The 17286-nt window shown below is 53.5% G+C and carries 12 protein-coding genes and 1 pseudogene; 5 read left to right on the plus strand and 8 right to left on the minus strand.

Features of this window, described 5'->3' with window-relative positions; all coding sequences use genetic code 11:
* Positions 1 to 266 precede the first annotated feature (266 nt).
* From pncB to HV213_RS18440, 3 genes are all read left to right on the plus strand, one after another.
* The gene (gene pncB / locus HV213_RS18430) at positions 267 to 1469 is read left to right on the plus strand and encodes a nicotinate phosphoribosyltransferase (RefSeq protein WP_181482810.1); all 1203 of its coding nucleotides are present in this window, start codon (positions 267 to 269) and stop codon (positions 1467 to 1469) included.
* Positions 1470 to 1780: 311 nt separating this feature from the next.
* The gene (gene asnS, locus HV213_RS18435; protein WP_181482811.1) at positions 1781 to 3181 is read left to right on the plus strand and encodes an asparagine--tRNA ligase; all 1401 of its coding nucleotides are present in this window, start codon (positions 1781 to 1783) and stop codon (positions 3179 to 3181) included.
* A 158-nt stretch (positions 3182 to 3339) separates the two neighbouring features.
* Entirely contained in the window at positions 3340 to 4194 is an 855-nt protein-coding gene (locus tag HV213_RS18440; protein ID WP_181482812.1) for an AraC family transcriptional regulator, read from the plus strand.
* Positions 4195 to 4299: 105 nt separating this feature from the next.
* Here the strand turns inward: HV213_RS18440 and ptsP are convergent.
* The 5 genes and pseudogenes from ptsP to HV213_RS18465 all read right to left on the minus strand — a co-directional run bounded on the left by ptsP (position 4300) and on the right by HV213_RS18465 (position 10559).
* Positions 4300 to 6800 (minus strand): annotated as a pseudogene (gene ptsP / locus HV213_RS18445) (phosphoenolpyruvate--protein phosphotransferase).
* Positions 6801 to 6826: 26 nt separating this feature from the next.
* Entirely contained in the window at positions 6827 to 7864 is a 1038-nt protein-coding gene (gene ypdE, locus HV213_RS18450) for an aminopeptidase (protein WP_181482813.1), read from the minus strand.
* On the minus strand, positions 7864 to 8946 hold the full coding sequence (gene ypdF / locus HV213_RS18455; RefSeq protein WP_181482814.1) for an aminopeptidase: 1083 nt from the start codon (positions 8944 to 8946) through the stop codon (positions 7864 to 7866). The genes ypdE and ypdF overlap by 1 nt, the downstream gene beginning before the upstream one ends.
* Before the next feature lie 18 nt (positions 8947 to 8964).
* Positions 8965 to 10212 (minus strand): PTS fructose transporter subunit IIC, encoded by a 1248-nt coding sequence (locus HV213_RS18460; protein WP_110275126.1) that lies wholly within the window; start codon positions 10210 to 10212, stop codon positions 8965 to 8967.
* Between the two features lie 20 nt (positions 10213 to 10232).
* The gene (locus HV213_RS18465; RefSeq protein ID WP_181482815.1) at positions 10233 to 10559 is read right to left on the minus strand and encodes a PTS fructose transporter subunit IIB; all 327 of its coding nucleotides are present in this window, start codon (positions 10557 to 10559) and stop codon (positions 10233 to 10235) included.
* 767 nt (positions 10560 to 11326) lie between these two features.
* On the opposite strand from HV213_RS18465, the gene HV213_RS18470 reads away from it, so the two are divergent.
* Positions 11327 to 12409, plus strand: a complete 1083-nt coding sequence (locus tag HV213_RS18470; RefSeq protein WP_275944287.1) for a porin — start codon at positions 11327 to 11329, stop codon at positions 12407 to 12409.
* A 187-nt stretch (positions 12410 to 12596) separates the two neighbouring features.
* Positions 12597 to 13787, plus strand: coding sequence for an amino acid aminotransferase (locus tag HV213_RS18475; RefSeq protein WP_181482816.1), 1191 nt, complete (start codon positions 12597 to 12599; stop codon positions 13785 to 13787).
* 64 nt (positions 13788 to 13851) lie between these two features.
* Here the strand turns inward: HV213_RS18475 and HV213_RS18480 are convergent, their stop codons facing one another.
* The 3 genes from HV213_RS18480 to ldtD all read right to left on the minus strand — a co-directional run bounded on the left by HV213_RS18480 (position 13852) and on the right by ldtD (position 17158).
* The gene (locus HV213_RS18480) at positions 13852 to 14499 is read right to left on the minus strand and encodes an MBL fold metallo-hydrolase (protein WP_112214626.1); all 648 of its coding nucleotides are present in this window, start codon (positions 14497 to 14499) and stop codon (positions 13852 to 13854) included.
* Positions 14500 to 14512: 13 nt separating this feature from the next.
* Positions 14513 to 15064, minus strand: a complete 552-nt coding sequence (locus tag HV213_RS18485) for a YcbK family protein (RefSeq protein ID WP_181482817.1) — start codon at positions 15062 to 15064, stop codon at positions 14513 to 14515.
* Positions 15065 to 15364: 300 nt separating this feature from the next.
* Positions 15365 to 17158 carry a L,D-transpeptidase gene (gene ldtD, locus HV213_RS18490; protein ID WP_181482818.1) on the minus strand — a complete coding sequence of 598 codons (1794 nt, stop codon included), beginning with the start codon at positions 17156 to 17158 and terminating at the stop codon, positions 15365 to 15367.
* Between the last annotated feature and the right edge of the window lie 128 nt (positions 17159 to 17286).

Genomic DNA, 17286 nt, shown 5'->3' on the forward strand with positions numbered 1-17286 from the left:
CTATGCAGAATCTTCATCTTTTCAATGCCAAACGTGTAAATCGCTACATTTCCATAACATCAGAGGCACGAAATGCACTCGACCAGGCGCAAAGCTTGTGGTGTGATGCGTGTTCAATATATTAAACTAGGCCTCGCAAATGACCGTCAGCGTCGTCATCAGCCGTCGCCGCGGGACAGAGTCGGGTATTACAGGTATACTCCGGCTCCTTTTTACCGCTTTGGTTTTGATGGAAACGCTCCAGTGAGAGGATGCTACTGCGCACCATGACCCAATTCACTTCTCCTGTACTGCACTCGCTGCTTGATACGGATGCCTACAAGCTGCACATGCAGCAGGCTGTCTTCCACCGCTACAATGATGTACAGGTCGCGGCAGAGTTCCGCTGCCGTGGGGACGATTTGCTCGGCATCTATGCCGATGCGATTCACGAACAGGTTGAGACGATGCGCGACCTGAAGTTACAGGACGATGAATATCACTGGTTGTCGAGCCTGCCATTCTTTTCGCAAGACTACCTCGACTGGCTGCGCGACTTCCGCTATGACCCGCGCCAGGTTTCCGTCACTAATGATAACGGTAAGCTCAATATTCGCCTCTCAGGCCCATGGCGTGAAGTTATCATGTGGGAAGTTCCGCTGCTGGCGGTGATAAGCGAGCTGGTCCATCATTATCGTTCGCCTGAAATTAGCGTTGATTTAGCGCTGGAAACCCTCGAGCAAAAGCTTACCGATTTCAACCATTTCACCGCGGATATTGATATGTCCGGCTTCCGCCTGATGGATTTCGGTACCCGCCGCCGATTTTCGCGCGAAGTGCAGCAGGCCATTGTTAAGCGCTTGCAGCAGGAGAAGTGGTTTGTCGGCACCAGCAACTATGATCTGGCGCGTCGTCTGGACCTGACGCCGATGGGAACCCAGGCGCATGAATGGTTCCAGGCGCATCAGCAAATCAGCCCAAATCTTGCCAGTAGCCAACGCGCCGCTCTCGCCGCCTGGCTGGAAGAGTATCCTGACCAGTTGGGTATTGCCCTGACCGACTGCATTACAATGGATGCTTTCCTGCGTGATTTCGGCCCGGAATTTGCGACCCGCTATCAGGGACTACGCCATGATTCCGGAGACCCGGTTGAATGGGGCGAGAAAGCAATTGCCCACTACCAAAAACTGGGCATTGACCCGCTAAGTAAAGTGTTGGTGTTTTCCGATAATCTCGACCTGACGAAAGCGGTCGACTTATATCGCCACTTCTCATCGCGGGTGAATCTGAGCTTTGGTATCGGTACCCGTCTGACCTGCGATATTCCGCAGGTTAAGCCGCTGAATATCGTTATCAAGTTAGTGGAGTGCAACGGTAAGCCGGTGGCGAAACTTTCCGACAGCCCGGGGAAAACCATTTGTCACGATAAAGCGTTCGTGCGCGCGCTGCGTAAGGCGTTTGACCTGCCGCCGATTAAAAAGGCCAGCTAAGTTTGGATGAAAAAATGCGTCCGCAGAAACGGACGCATTTTATTAACCTCGGTTTATCACCCCGCATATCATCAATCTTTCAGAGCCATGTTTCCGATGTAAAACGCCATATATAAGATGACGGCGATAGTTGCATCACGCTTAATATCAGGCTCTAACGCGGCAAAGAAGACCATCTCCCCATTTATTTACTAAAACTCCCCCTTCTCGTGCGAAATCTGCTTGTCTGATGGAAGATGACAGGTAACATAGATATCCCCCCACTGAAGGGGGATACAGATTTTTCTATTGGACTATAAAGAGAGACTATTATGAGCGTTGTGCCTGTAGCCGACGTACTCCAGGGCCGCGTTGCCGTTGACAGCGAAGTCACCGTGCGCGGATGGGTGCGTACCCGCCGAGATTCTAAAGCTGGCTTTTCTTTCCTCGCCGTCTATGACGGTTCCTGCTTTGATCCTGTACAGGCCGTCATCAGTAATTCTCTTCCCAATTACAATCAGGAAGTGCTGCGCCTGACCACCGGTTGCTCGGTCATCGTCACCGGTAAAGTCGTGGCCTCTCAGGGCCAGGGCCAGAGCTTCGAAATTCAGGCCAGCAACGTTGAAGTCACCGGCTGGGTTGAAGACCCGGATACCTACCCGATGGCGGCAAAACGCCACAGCATCGAGTACCTGCGTGAAGTCGCTCACCTGCGCCCGCGTACCAACCTGATTGGCGCGGTTGCCCGCGTGCGTCACACGCTGGCACAGGCGCTGCACCGTTTCTTTGACGAGCAGGGATTCTTCTGGGTCTCCACCCCGCTGATTACCGCTTCCGATACCGAAGGTGCCGGCGAGATGTTCCGCGTTTCGACGCTGGATCTGGAAAACCTGCCACGCAACGATCAGGGCAAGGTCGATTTCGATAAAGACTTCTTTGGTAAAGAGTCGTTCCTGACCGTTTCTGGCCAGCTGAACGGCGAAACCTATGCCTGTGCGCTGTCAAAAATCTACACCTTCGGCCCGACTTTCCGTGCGGAAAACTCTAATACCACCCGCCACCTGGCAGAGTTCTGGATGCTGGAGCCGGAAGTCGCCTTTGCTAACCTGAACGATGTTGCAGGTCTGGCGGAAGCGATGCTGAAGTACGTTTTCCAGGCGGTGCTGACCGAGCGCGCTGACGACATGCAGTTCTTTGCCGAACGTGTGGATAAAGACGCGGTCGATCGTCTGCAGCGCTTCGTTTCCGCTGATTTCGCTCAGGTCGATTACACTGACGCGGTCACCATCCTGGAAAACTGCGGTAAGCAGTTTGAAAACCCGGTGTACTGGGGCGTGGATCTCTCCTCCGAGCACGAACGTTATCTTGCTGAAGAGCACTTTAAAGCGCCGGTGGTTGTCAAAAACTATCCGAAAGAGATCAAGGCGTTCTACATGCGTCTTAACGAAGATGGTAAAACCGTTGCCGCCATGGACGTCCTGGCTCCGGGCATCGGCGAAATCATCGGCGGCTCACAGCGTGAAGAGCGTCTGGACGTGCTTGATGCGCGTATGGCGGAAATGGGTCTTAATAAAGAAGACTACTGGTGGTATCGCGACCTGCGTCGTTACGGCACCGTGCCGCACTCAGGCTTCGGTCTGGGCTTCGAGCGTCTGATCGCTTACGTGACCGGCGTGCCGAACGTGCGTGATGTTATCCCGTTCCCGCGTACCCCGCGTAACGCAACATTCTGATTTATCTTCATGACAGCCAAAGGCCAGCGCAAGCTGGCCTTTTTCGTTGATGCATCCCATATCGATAAACGTAAAATTCTGCAATTTGAAATTTCACCTGGTGGGAGTAAAGTGAAAAAGTTCAAATAATTAATGCAGTTATCATATGAGAGCGGGCAATGAAAGAACCAGGCTTACCAGCAGATCAACAATTTTTTGCCGATCTCTTCAGCGGCCTTGTACTTAACCCGCAGCGCCTTGGCCGCGTGTGGTTTGCCACCCAGCCCGTATCGCTGCCAACGGGGAGCTTGTGCATCGAGCTTCCACGCCTTGATATCGTCCTGCGCGGCGAATACGGCAATCAACTGGAGAAACAGCAGCACAGCCTCACCGAAGGCGAAATGTTGTTTATTCCCGCCCGAGCGGCCAACCTGCCCATCAGCAATAAGCCCGTGATGCTGCTAAGCCTGGTGTTTGCCCCGGCCTGGCTGGGCTTGTCGTTTTACGATAACCGCACTGCGTCGCTATTGCGCCCGGTGCGCCGTATTGAGCTGCCGCACCCGCAGCGCGGTGAAGGTGAGGCCATGCTTACTGCGCTAACTCACCTCAGCCGCTCCCCTCAGCTCCAGGATATCATTCAACCGCTGGTGCTCAGCCTGTTGCATCTGTGCCGGGGAGTGGTGAATGCGCGTCCTGATACGCATCGCCCGCGTTCGGAATTTCTCTATCACAGCATGTGTAACTGGGTGCAGGATAACTATGCCCAGCCGCTAAGCCGCGAAAGCGTGGCGCAGTTTTTCAATATCACGCCAAACCATCTATCTAAGCTTTTTGCTCAGCATGGAACGATGAGTTTTGTGGAATATGTCCGTTGGGTACGAATGTCCAGAGCGCGCATTATTTTACAGAAGTATCATCTGCCGATCAGCGAAGTGGCACAGCGGTGCGGATATCACGACAGCGACTATTTTAGCCGTCTTTTCCGGCGCCAGTTTGGCCTGACGCCGGGGGATTACTGCGCTCGGTTTCAGTAAAACCGGTTGCCGGATGGCGGCGTGAACGCCTTATCCGGCCTACGGGCAAGATGCCGTTTGTAGGCCGGATAAGATGCACCAGCATCGCCATCCGGCATTTCAGTATCAGAACGTCAACTCCGCTTCCAGCAGCGCCAAAATGCTTTCGGCATTTTCAGCAGCGAACAGCGACTGACGGAAGTTTTTATTCACCAGTTTGCGCGCCAGCTGCGAAAAGACCTTCACATGGTTAATACCTTCGTCAGCACCGAGCGTCAACATAATGACCAGCTCCACCTCTCCCATTTCTGACTGCCAGTCGATGGGCTGAGTGAGGCGAGCAATGCTGATGCTGGAGTGGCGAATCCACTGTGATTTTGTATGCGGTATCGCCACGCCAAACCCGACCGCCGTAGTGACAATCTCCTCACGCTGCCAGACATCCTCTTCCAGCTCAAACGGATGTTCGGTACGCCCGTTAACGCCGAGGTTACCGCACAGGAACTGAATGACCTGCTCTTTGTTGGTGAGCGCTTCGCCGACGAAGATATTTTCCCGCGCCAGTAGTGGACGGACATCGTCTTGCGGCGCGAACTGATTGAGCAATTCCTCGATCTCCTGCGCACTGCGACATTCGCACGCCCGCAACGCCAGCTCCCGGCAGGCCTGGCTATCGAGCTGACGCAGCTGGCTTTTCACTGCCGGAATACGCGGACTGCTCATACTGAGCTCATCCAGCTCCAGCCCGAGAAGCAACGGCAAATAGCGGCGTTCACCGCCCAGCTCGCCGCATATACCAACCCATTTTCCATGCTGATGCGCCACGCGGATAATCTGCTGTAGCATACGCAGGAATGAGGGCGTAATCGGGTTATACAGCGTTGAGACGCGCGGATTGTTACGATCGACGGCGTACAAATATTGCGTCATATCGTTCGAGCCGATGCTGAAGAAATCCACCTCATCGCAGAAGTGATCGATGATGTAGCAAACCGAAGGCACTTCAACCATGATGCCCAGCGCAAGGGCCTCGACGTGGCGTAAGCCTTCTGTTTTCAGCTCTGCTATCGCTTTTTGCAGTTCGCTCTTGACCCATAAAACCTGATCGAGGCTGTGGACCATTGGGATCATCAACTGCGCATTGCCAAACGTGGCCGCCCGCAAGACAGCGCGAAGTTGGGTACGAAACAATCCGGCGAATTCAGGGTAAATACGCACCGCGCGATAGCCAAGGAACGGGTTATCCTCCTGTGGGATCTTGAGATAGGGTATATTTTTATCACCACCAATATCCATAGTGCGAAAAATCACCGTTTTCTCACCGGCCGCCAGCAATACCTGCTGGTAGGCCTCAAACTGCTCCTGTTCGTCCGGGGCGCTGTCGCGGTCCATAAACAGCATTTCTGTACGAAACAGACCGATACCTTCAGCACCATTAACAAATGCGCCTGGGGCCTCCAGCGCAGTGCCAATGTTCGCCGCGATATCAATACGCTGATTATCTCGCGACAGTCCAGGCTGGGCGGCATCTCGCGCCTGCCGCTGCTGACGCTTACCCGCCAGATTCTGGGCGACCGCATAATAACCACTAACGGCGGCATCCGGATTAATCGCCAGCACGCCGCACTGGGCATCCAGCACCGCAGGCTTACCGGCATAACGCCCGATAGCCTCCAGCGGCAATCCGCTCAGCACCGGGATGGCAGAGGCGCGAGCCAGAATCAGGGTATGCGAGGTGCGCCCGGTTTTCTCCAGAATCATCCCGGACAGATGCTGTAAATCAAGGCTCAAAAACTGGCTTGGCGTCAGGTCTTCTGCCACAAGGATCGTCGGCTGATTCAAGACCAGCGCATTGCGCGGGCGCCGCTCGGGCCAGGTGATATGCAGTAGCTGTTCGCTGATATCACGGATATCGCTCACCCGTTCGCGCAGGTAGTCGCTGGCAGATGCCGAGAGCTTGTCGCACACCTCCTCCATATTGGCAATAATCGCCGCGCCCAGCCCCTTTTGCTGTTCAACCATCAGGCGGCGAATGTTGCCCGCAAACTCATCATCCTGAATCAGCGACAGATGCGCGCTGAGAATGGTTTTACTCTCACCGTCACGTTCACGCAGCTGTTGATTAAGCTGTTCCGCAAGCGTCGCCAGACTATGTTCCAGCCGGGTGTTATCTTGCGCATTCGCCGGGATCGCCCGAAAGCAGTCCAGGCTATCGCTCTGCCACAAAACAAGCTCACCCGAGCCAACACCGGTTGCCAGCACCGTACCGTACCGTACAGCACGTCCGGGTTTAGACGAGTCAGGGAGCGCGGCAGCGGGTGCGCCGCCAGTTCGGCTGCCGTCGGCTGGACGCTGTCGCTGTCAATAAAGCGGTGCTGAAGATAATCCTCCAGCGATCTTCTGGCCTGCTCTTCATCGCTGCCGTTAATGCTCAAGCTACAGCTGTCATTAAACAACGTACCGGTACCAATCAGCGCCAGCGAGCTTTTCGCATCCGCCCGCGCGTTGTGGCGATGATTGATAAACGTGATGTCGCTTTGCCACTGGCCGCACTGCTCTTTCAGCTCCCACGCGGGGCGCGCGTGCAGACCGTTTGGCAACGGGCAGAGAAATTGAATCGTTAACATAACCGCTCCTGATTAGCGCGAGGAAATCATCTGAAATCCTGCAAATGAGCCACCGTCTCGCGCGTAAGACGAGTAATAAGGGCCGATAAAAGTTGGTGCGTCCAGTTGATGTCCCGGCAATCGGCAATTGATACGGCACAGTGTCCATGACGAGTGGCCGGCCCTATCACCACCGTCGGGATCCCGGTTCCGCTCAGATGAACCGCCCCGCCATCCGTTCCGCCATTGCTGAACATATCCAGTTGAAGCGGCACGTTGATCTCTGCGGCGACGCTCTCTACCCAGGCGGTCAGTTTAGGCGGCGCAATTAACGATTTGTCGGCAAGCACCAGCATGGGTCCTTTACCAATTTGTCGATGATTCGCTGCGCCATAATCGAAGTTTTTCGCCCAGCAGGCGGTGTCCAGCACAATGGCGACATCCGGTGCGACCGCACGGGCCGCCGTTTGTCCACCGCGCAACCCAACTTCCTCACTGGAACTGGCTACCAGCCAGACTTCCGCGGGCAGTTCCGCTGCATGCCATTCGCGCAGCAGGCTGATTAACAGATAGCATCCCAGCCGGTCGTCAAAGGCTTTACCCATCACCCGCTGATGCGGCAGTTCCTGAAGTGCGGAGTCGAAGGTCACCCGATCCCCGGGATAAACCCCCGCCTGAATAACCTCATCATAAGAGCGAGCGCCGATATCGACGCGCAGTGCGCCAACCTCATTCCCGCTACGCTCGCCATCAAGCAATCCGGGGATTTTGCTGCCCTTACGAGTGGTGATTCGCACCGGCTGGAGCTGACGCGCCGCCATTCGCACGTTGCCTACCGGCAGCACGTCAATCGCCCCTTCAGCCAAGATGCTGCGCACGATAAATCCCACTTCATCCATATGCGCGCAGATCATCACTTTCGGACCGTCCGATTGATTCAGGCGGATCAGCACCGATCCCAAACCATCGAAACGCACCTCTTTATGTAGGCTTTCCGCTTCCGCCAGTAAAATCTGGCGAACCTCCTGCTCCGAGGAGGCAATCGCATCCGCCTCGCTCAGCGCTTTCAATAGCGATAAATCCATTACACGACTCCTGTCAGTAACACGGTTTTTGGCATGGCATAGAGCACCTCGGCACCGTCTGGCGTCACCAGCACTACATCTTCAATGCGCACGCCGCCCTGTTCCGGAAGATAAATACCAGGCTCGACGGTCAGCAGCATGCCCGCTTCCAGCACCGTGGTATCCGCTGGCGAAAAACGCGGGTCTTCATGCACCTCAATGCCAATGGCGTGTCCGGTATTGTGGCCAAAATAGTCACCATAGCCCGCTGCGGATATCACCTGACGCGCAGCGGCATCCACCTCGCAACAGCGCACGCCCGGACGAATTGCCGCTACCGCCGCGAGCTGGGCCTCAAGCACAATCTGATAGACAGGCCAAAGCGGGTTCTCTTGCGCCACGCCTGCTCCGGGCAGCAAAAAAGTGCGCGTCATATCAGAACAATAGCCACGATACTGCGCACCGAAATCCAGGGTGATAAACTCCCCTGCCTCAACGCGCTTGTCGCTGGCTTTCCCATGCGGCAGCGCACCGCGCCAGCCGCTGGCGACGATGGTATCGAATGAGGCTTTTTCCGCCCCTTGCATCCGCATAAACCACTCCAGCTCGGCGGCTATCTCCCTCTCACGCAGACCTGGCTGAATAAAGCGGCGGATATGTTCCGCACTCACATCAGCAATCCGACAGGCTTCGCGAATGCAGGCGATTTCTTCCACCGTTTTAATCCGTCTTAGCGTATCGAGAGGGGCGCTCACCAGCCTGCCCGGTAATGCCTCCTGCCATGCGCGCGCCGTTTCCCAGCTAACCTGCTCACCTTCAAATCCCACCGATTTCAGTTTTTCGGCATCGATGAGCGGGTTCACGATGGTCGTCATCGTCTGCTCGCCGCCGAGCAAGTGAAGTTGATAACCGCTAACACGAGCCTCGACGTCAGCGTAGTAGCGGGAATCGACCAGGATATGCGCACTTTGGCGGCTGACAAACACAAACCCAGAACTACTGGAGATCCCCAGATGCGGCTGCTTATTCTGTCGTGACGAAATCAGCACCGCATCCAGTTGCTGCGCCTCTAGCCATTCGCGCAGTGATGCAAGTAAGGTCATGATGGCAATCCCTTAAAATTAGAGGCTTTCGATCAGCAACTTGCCTCTGCGGTACATCATATTGCGTAAGAAGACGACCATCAGCGCCGTAATCACCGCCCCCAACAGGATCCCCGCCATATAAACGCCGAGATTGCTGACCAGCGGCCATGCCCAGATAGCCGATTCCGGGAACCACTGCACTGCCCCCAGCCAGACGGCAGTGGTCGACCCCACAATCGCGCCCACCATATACGACGGAATAGCGGTTATCGGGCTTTCCAGCGCGAACGGAATCGCCCCTTCGCTAATCCCCATAAAGGCGAGGAACATTGCTGTTTTACCTTGCGGATAGAGCTGGGCGCTGAACAGGCGTTTGCCGGTTAAGCGACGATCGATAATCGTCGCCAGCCCCAGACCAATTGGCGGAATAACGATAGCGATAGAACGCGCGGTCACCGGCAGCACGTGATCGGTGGTGAAGCTGAACGCCACAAATCCCGCCGCTTTGTTGATTGGGCCGCCGAGGTCGATAGCCGTTGCCGCTGAAATTCCCATCGCGTACATCAGCGTGCCTTTCTCTCCCGCCGCCGTCAGCAGCGCGCGAATGCCGCCGTTGATCCAGCCGCCGAACGGCGTAATCACATAATACATCGCCAGCATGACGAAAACTGCGGAGAGAATGGGCAGTAAAAAGGTGGTTTTGAACGCCAGCAGGAAACCGGGAAGCTGGATTTTTTGGTTCATCCACTTCACCAGATACCCGGCGACAACCGAAATAATCAGCGCACCAATGAAGGTTGATGGCACCGGTGCGCTCGTCACCCATTGCAGGCTTGCAGGGTCAAAATTGAGCAGTTGCGTGGGCTGGGTGGACATCAGGCCGCCGATAAACCCCGCAGGAAACGCCAGTTTGCCGCCGATGGAGTTAGCGACAAAGGCAGCAAACATCGGAATAGCAAAGCCAAACAGCACGCCGCCGAAAGATTGCGATAGCCATGCAAACTTGAGTAATGAAAGGTTAAAACCGTCGAATTTACCGCTGTTAAGCGCATCCATAATGCCGATGTCAGCGGGAATTTTCAGCCAGCTATAGGCAATCAATTGGGAAAAGGCGAGGATCACCCCGCCCATAATTAACGTCGGTACCATGCGCGAAATTCCCGACATCACATGCTGCGGTAATTCGCCCCAGAAGCTGTTGCGGGAGGCCTGAGGATTTTTTATAACCGCGGCCGCCCCTGATGCGCCAGGCACAACGGTTGCACTGCGTTTTTTAATGGCCATACGTGTATCCCTGTCGACAATTATTGTTGTTCTGCGGCAAGCATCTCTTCAATTTCTTTTATGATTCCGGCGGCGTTTTTGATCGCATCCTGTAGCGTGATTTCATAGACGTCGCGGGTCTCAAAACGCTCGTTGTCTTCTGGCGTTACGGCGACAGAATGGATAATTAACGTCGCTTCGGCGATATCCTGCGCCGTCAGGAGGTTTTGAATACCATCCGCCCCCTGGGTTTCAATTTTCACTTCATATCCGGCTTCAATCGCCGCCTCTTCCAGCGCCTGCGCCGCCATAAAGGTATGGGCTAGCCCCATCGGGCATGCGCAGACTGCAATCAGTTTTTTACTCATTTCAAACTCCTCGTGATAGTTAACGAGAGAAATTATGGCTGCGGGGAAGCGATCGTTGTTATCAGAGAAATAATGCTTTTACTGGACAAATAATCCCGTCATTCGGAATTGTGACGAGGGTCGGATTGACGATGCGAAGACAAAAAACACGCCTGATTCACGGTTTCATCAGCCTCATAAACAGCACAAAATTATGCCCGTAAAACCCTACGCCACTCCAGGCGCCCCCTAGTCGGCAACCTCTTTTGTCAGGAAACTTAAACATCAACCTTGTTTATTCACATTTATGTTACGCACTATTTCGATACCCTGCGGACACAAAAACCGCACCTTATGTTCATAAATTGCCAAACCGGCTGATTATTTTGCTCATTTTTCAACCAATGACCGCACAACTTGCAAAGACAGGAACTGAATAAAAAAGAAGCAAAATAGTGACAAAAAATGCATGAATGCTCTCTTATCTAAATTAATCATAATTAATTCATATAGATATATATGAAGAGTGAGTTTTATCGGTAAATCAGAGCGGAATGTTGATTGAGTTCACAAAGTTCCCTTAAATACACATTTAGTTACACACAGTTTCCTTTAGTTACTTATATGCGACATTGGTAGCATTTTCCGGCTAGCGAAACGTTGTTCTGGATGGAAAGATGCCTCCAGACACCAAACTATCATCAATAGTTCCGTAAATTTTTATTGACAGAACTTATTGGCGGCAGTGGCAAGTGTTCATATAAAAATATAAATGAGGGTAATAAATAATGATGAAGCGCAAAATTCTGGCAGCGGTAATTCCTGCCCTGCTGGTAGCCGGTGCAGCTAACGCTGCAGAAATCTATAACAAAAACGGCAACAAACTGGACTTTTACGGAAAAATGGTTGGCGAGCACGTTTGGACCACCAACGGCGACACCAGCAGCGACGACACCACCTATGCCCGTATCGGTCTGAAAGGCGAAACCCAAATCAACGAACAGCTGATCGGTTATGGCCAGTGGGAATACAACATGGATGCGTCCAATGTTGAAGGTAAACAGACCACAAAAACTCGTCTGGCTTTCGCAGGCTTAAAAGCCGGTGAATACGGTTCATTCGACTACGGTCGTAACTACGGCGCTATCTACGACGTTGAAGCTGCAACCGATATGCTGGTTGAATGGGGCGGCGACGGCTGGAGCTACACCGACAACTTCATGACTGCCCGTACTAACGGCGTGGCAACTTACCGTAACTCTGACTTCTTCGGCCTGGTTGATGGCCTGAGCTTCGCGCTGCAGTATCAGGGTAAAAACAAAGACCGCGACGTTAAGAAACAAAATGGCGACGGCTTCAGCACCGCGGCTACTTACGCGTTTGACAACGGCGTTGCGCTGTCCGCAGGCTACGCTAACTCCAGCCGTACTGGCGATCAGAAAGCTGATAAAAACGGCGATAAAGCTGAAGCATGGGCAACCTCCGCTAAGTACGACGCGAACAACGTCTACGCTGCAGTGATGTACTCCCAGACTTACAACATGACTCCGGAAAGCAGCGATGGTAACTACTTCGCGGGTAAAACTCAGAACTTCGAAGCCGTTGTTCAGTATCAGTTCGACTTCGGTCTGCGTCCGTCTATCGGCTACGTCCAGACTAAAGGTAAAGACCTGCGCTCTCGCGCAGGCTTCTCCGGCGGCGATGCTGACCTGGTTAAATACGTCGAAGTGGGTACCTGGTACTACTTCAACAAGAACATGAACGTTTACGCTGCGTATAAATTCAACCAGCTGGACGACAACGACTACACCAAAGCTGCTGGCGTTGCTACCGACGACCAGGCTGCAGTGGGTATCGTTTACCAGTTCTAATCAGCAGTACACCCCTTCGTGATATGCCTAAAAAGCAGGACTTCGGTCCTGCTTTTCTGCGTTCCTAAGATGAAGATCGTAACTTTTGAAAACCTTCTCGCTTTTTGTCGCAAACGGTTGGCAATTCACAGAACTCCCGTTAACCTGATAGCGGATTTCCCTTCAGTAATCACAATGGAACCTCGTCATGTTTGAGAAAATTACTGCCGCCCCCGCCGACCCTATTTTGGGCCTGGCCGATCTATTTCGTGCCGATGACCGCCCAACAAAAATTAACCTTGGAATTGGTGTTTATAAAGATGAAACAGGTAAAACACCAGTCCTGACCAGCGTAAAAAAAGCAGAGCAATATCTGCTGGAAAATGAAACCACCAAGAATTATCTGGGCATCGACGGTATTCCAGAATTTGGTCGTTGCACCCAGGAACTCCTGTTTGGCAAAGGAAGCGCGATTATTAATGATAAACGCGCGCGTACCGCCCAGACTCCGGGCGGTACCGGTGGCCTGCGCGTAGCCGCAGACTTCCTTGCGAAGAATACCGATGCTAAACGCATTTGGGTGAGCAACCCTAGCTGGCCGAACCACAAAAGCGTGTTTAACTCAGCCGGGCTGGAAGTTTGCGAATATGCTTACTACGATGCGGCTAACCACCGGCTCGACTTCGACGGTCTGCTGGCCAGCCTGAACGAAGCGCAGGCGGGCGATGTCGTTCTGTTCCACGGCTGCTGCCACAACCCAACCGGTATCGATCCGACGCTGGAGCAGTGGCAACAGCTGGCGCAGCTGTCCGTAGAGAAAGGCTGGCTGCCGCTGTTTGACTTCGCCTATCAGGGTTTTGCTCGTGGTCTGGAAGAAGATGCTGAAGGCCTGCGTGCGTTTGCCGCGCTGCATAAAGAGCTGCTGGTTGCGAGCTCCTACTCGAAGAACTTCGGCCTGTACAATGAGCGCGTAGGCGCCTGTACGCTGGTTGCTGCTGACCAGGAAACGGTAGACCGTGCTTTCAGCCAGATGAAGTCCGTTATTCGCGCTAACTACTCTAACCCACCGGCTCACGGTGCTTCGATAGTGGCGACGATTCTCAGCAATGACGCGCTGCGCGCTATCTGGGAACAAGAGCTGACCGATATGCGCCAGCGTATTCAGCGCATGCGTCTGCTGTTCGTAAATACCCTGCAAGAGAAAGGCGCGAGCCGCGACTTCTCCTTCATCATTCAACAGAACGGGATGTTCTCGTTCAGCGGCCTGACCAAAGAGCAGGTTCTGCGTCTGCGTGAAGAGTTCGCAATTTACGCCGTGGCATCCGGGCGTATTAACGTCGCCGGTATGACACCGGACAACATGGCCCCGCTGTGCGAAGCAATTGTTGCCGTGCTGTAACCTCGCTTCAAAAAAACAAAAGGCCGCATCTGCGGCCTTTTTTACATCCTTCATTCCAGCATCATTACCAGACCGGCATTTCATCCTGCAGAAAAGGGTTATGCAGGCGCTCATAGCCCAGAGTCGACATAGGACCGTGACCGGGAATAAACGACACGTCATCGCCCAGCGGCAATAATTTGCGTTTTATCGCCTCGATTAACTGATTATGATCGCCGCGCGGGAAGTCGCTGCGCCCTACTCCGCCTTTGAAAATCACATCACCTGAAATCAGTAGTCTGGAAGCACCGTCAAAGAAGACCACGTGCCCGGGGGTGTGGCCAGGGCAATGCAGCACCTGCAGGGAAATATTCCCTACGCTAACCACATCGCCTTCATTCAGCCAGCGATCCGGTTGCAGCGGTTGGCACTCATCCAGACCAAACATCCGGCTTTGCGCGGGTAACCCTTCCAGCCAGAACTCATCTTCTTTTTCCGGACCGATAATCGGCACGCCGTAATGTTGTGCCAGCTCCGCTGCCGCACCTACGTGATCGAGATGACCGTGAGTGAGCAGGATCTGCATCAGGCTAACACCTGCCGCCGTCACTTCCTGCTTGATTCGCTCAGCGTCACCGCCAGGATCGACCAGAGCCGCCAGCCGGGTTTGTTCACACCAGATCAAAGAACAGTTCTGCGCGAACGCGGTAACCGGAATAATACGATAGTTCATGATGCTCCTTTCGTTACCAGTGCCGTACTGGCCCGGTATCAATATGCACAAAGTTGCTACGTGGGTAATATCCTACACCACCTGCGCGCATAGATAATGCCGCTTTGCGAACATTGCTTAACGAAATGCCTTCAATATGAAAATCCATAGCCTGCCCTTTAGTGTGGTAGCTATGCTTTGCCACACCACGGCTTCGTGCACGAAGTTCATCGTTGGTATTGAGGGAACGATAACCAGAGATGAGCTGGACAGGTTTATTGGTGCCGACTAATCCCTGCAGGCGATAGAGTTGGTCGAACAAACCAGGATCGATGGATTTAATTTTATTCGCGCGGTAGTCGCGGAAAAAATGATTAAGTCTTGCTAATTCATCCTGAATATAGCCTCTGCCATCGAAAAACTCCGCCTTGAGTGATTCACCAGTATGCAGGTTGTTCAGCGTCAAAATACGCGGTCGGGGGGTCGAGAGGGTGGCAAATGCCGGCGCAGGCAGAATGGCAGCAGCACCGAGCGCAGCTCCACCTAACGCCAGCAGTTTGCGGCGATTAGCGTCAAATTTGTCCATGATAATCAGGTCTACAGGTAAATGAATCGTAATATACTTTTCCCGCAATCCGCCTGTTAGCCGCCAGCACGCGCTCACCTCCCTGACAGCCAATAAATATCAACCACAGAGAATTTGCTGCTTACCGCCACACGCATTTGCAGGATTATATGTATATGCACTTCTGGCGCACGAAAGGCACCTTACCGGGCATTATTGCCAACGTCAAGGTAGCCAAACCCCAGTAAACTCGGGCCTTGCAGACAACAAGGCCCGTTTTCACACAAAGGTAGGACAACCGAATCCGTTGAACTACTTCATTTATCTGATTAATTGTTCAGCTTTAGACAGGATTTGTGCGCTGGATCGCGCGGTGAGATCGTAATTGTAAATATCTGTTCGATATTGTGTACGTCCATCCGCACCAACAAAGGCGGTCAAATAATAGAGATTAACCGGGATATTCTGGCGAATATTCACGTAGCGGGTATTGCCCTGCTTGAGCGCATCTGAAATTCGCGCATCGTTCCAGCCAGCATCCTGCAGCAGCATATTCGCCAGCTCCGAAGCTTTATTAACACGCACGCATCCGGAGCTCAGAGCCCGACCGTCTCTCTGGAACAGATTATGGTTCGGCGTATCGTGCAAATAGATAGCATCCGAACTCGGCATATTAAATTTATAACGCCCCAGCGAATTACGCGCACCTGGCGCCTGTTGGAAGCGGAACGGTAAATTCGATGCCGTTATGGTCTCCCAATCAACCTGCCACGGATCAATCGCTTCTTTACTGTTCCAGCCACGCATAAGCGTATAACCATGCTGCTCAAGATAGCCTGGATTATTGCGCACCTTCGGCAGAATATCTTTACGTGCCAGCGTCGGCGGCACATTCCACGGCGGGTTAACCACCACGTTGTTCAGCGCGCTGCTCATCATCGGCGTTTTGCGATCCGGACGGCCAACAATAACCCGCGATGCCAGCACCTGGCTGCCATCCTGGTAGTAGACCAGCGAAAACGCCGGGATATTGACCATAATTCCGGTCGACAAGTTGCCTGGCAGCAAGCGCAAACGCTGAATATTCAGCGCCAGCACGCCTGCACGCTGCGCTGGTGAAACATTAAGCCAATCACGAGTTGCCGGGCCAATGACCCCATCAGCCCCTAAACCTTGCCACGCCTGGAAGCGCTTAACACCTTCAACTAATTGTCGATCGTAAACGCCGCGACCGCTGCTTTTGGCCGTTTTCTCAGCGGATGGGCTAACAGCTTCATCGCCAGGCAAAGCAATTTTGGCAGAATTATCCAACATGCCGGTGCGCTGTAAAATCTCGCGCAGCGCGCCAGTATCGTTGCTCCACTCCCCAGGACGCAGCGATGCCTTACTGGTGAGCTGCGGCCATGGACGCGAATCGGCAACCTGGGCTAATAGCGCCTGGTGCATAGCGGCATACTGCGGATGCTGTGGCGAAAGACCGGCGATAAACTGCGGTAGCGAACCGTTATCCAGAGCCTGCTGCCACAGGTTAATGACTGATAGCGGCGGCGTCGACATCGTGTACGGTTTTGTGCCATAAAGCCAGCGATTCCCCTGTGTCGGAATACCGCTAATAAAATGCAAATAACCCATCATGGCATCGGATAAGACAACATCACGCGCCAGGCCGTTGACCGCTGGGTCGGTCAGCAACTCTACCCATTTAGTGAACTGCGGTTGAAAACCGGCGATAGCGACTTCAGCCAGTTGTTGTTGAAACGCCTGCACCGCCTCACGATTATCCCACATCGGTTTCATGTCCCTGGCCGCATACAGCGATACCAGTGGATTCATAAATACCGGCTGATAACCGGACGGCAGAACGGCCTGAATATCGGCACGGCTTTTTATCGCCGCATCGGCGGGAAGCGCCTGCTCACCGGCCATTTTGGCGACCGTCGCAGATTGGCCTTCGCTCTGGCCCAGCGCAGAAGAGAGTTCTCCGACAGTTGCAGAGCTGTCTGTTGGTACCACTTCAGGCTCTTCGGCCTGGACATTGAACAGTGGAGCAAATGCAAAAGCCAGGCTCAGGCTGAGCACCGACAATTGACGACCATACCATTTCTTTAGCAACATCCCTTGCCCCCTGTTAACACATTGCCGCCCGCAAAATTGGGGCTCACTTTCAGTATATGAAGACGAAAACGCTTTTGCCTTCCCAAATGTAAAGAAGTTAAAAGATTATACAATCCTAAAATACAGGA

It is taken from the genome of Klebsiella sp. RHBSTW-00484 (assembly GCF_013705725.1).
Taxonomy (GTDB): domain Bacteria; phylum Pseudomonadota; class Gammaproteobacteria; order Enterobacterales; family Enterobacteriaceae; genus Klebsiella.

Bases quoted from the DNA above. Each gene is read 5' to 3' on its own strand.
- pncB (WP_181482810.1), top strand. From the start codon at position 267: ATGACCCAATTCACTTCTCCTGTACTGCACTCGCTGCTTGATACGGAT.
- asnS (WP_181482811.1), top strand. From the start codon at position 1,781: ATGAGCGTTGTGCCTGTAGCCGACGTACTCCAGGGCCGCGTTGCCGTT.
- HV213_RS18440 (WP_181482812.1), top strand. From the start codon at position 3,340: ATGAAAGAACCAGGCTTACCAGCAGATCAACAATTTTTTGCCGATCTC.
- ypdE (WP_181482813.1), bottom strand. From the start codon at position 7,864: ATGGATTTATCGCTATTGAAAGCGCTGAGCGAGGCGGATGCGATTGCC.
- ypdF (WP_181482814.1), bottom strand. From the start codon at position 8,946: ATGACCTTACTTGCATCACTGCGCGAATGGCTAGAGGCGCAGCAACTG.
- HV213_RS18460 (WP_110275126.1), bottom strand. From the start codon at position 10,212: ATGGCCATTAAAAAACGCAGTGCAACCGTTGTGCCTGGCGCATCAGGG.
- HV213_RS18465 (WP_181482815.1), bottom strand. From the start codon at position 10,559: ATGAGTAAAAAACTGATTGCAGTCTGCGCATGCCCGATGGGGCTAGCC.
- HV213_RS18470 (WP_275944287.1), top strand. From the start codon at position 11,327: ATGATGAAGCGCAAAATTCTGGCAGCGGTAATTCCTGCCCTGCTGGTA.
- HV213_RS18475 (WP_181482816.1), top strand. From the start codon at position 12,597: ATGTTTGAGAAAATTACTGCCGCCCCCGCCGACCCTATTTTGGGCCTG.
- HV213_RS18480 (WP_112214626.1), bottom strand. From the start codon at position 14,499: ATGAACTATCGTATTATTCCGGTTACCGCGTTCGCGCAGAACTGTTCT.
- HV213_RS18485 (WP_181482817.1), bottom strand. From the start codon at position 15,064: ATGGACAAATTTGACGCTAATCGCCGCAAACTGCTGGCGTTAGGTGGA.
- ldtD (WP_181482818.1), bottom strand. From the start codon at position 17,158: ATGTTGCTAAAGAAATGGTATGGTCGTCAATTGTCGGTGCTCAGCCTG.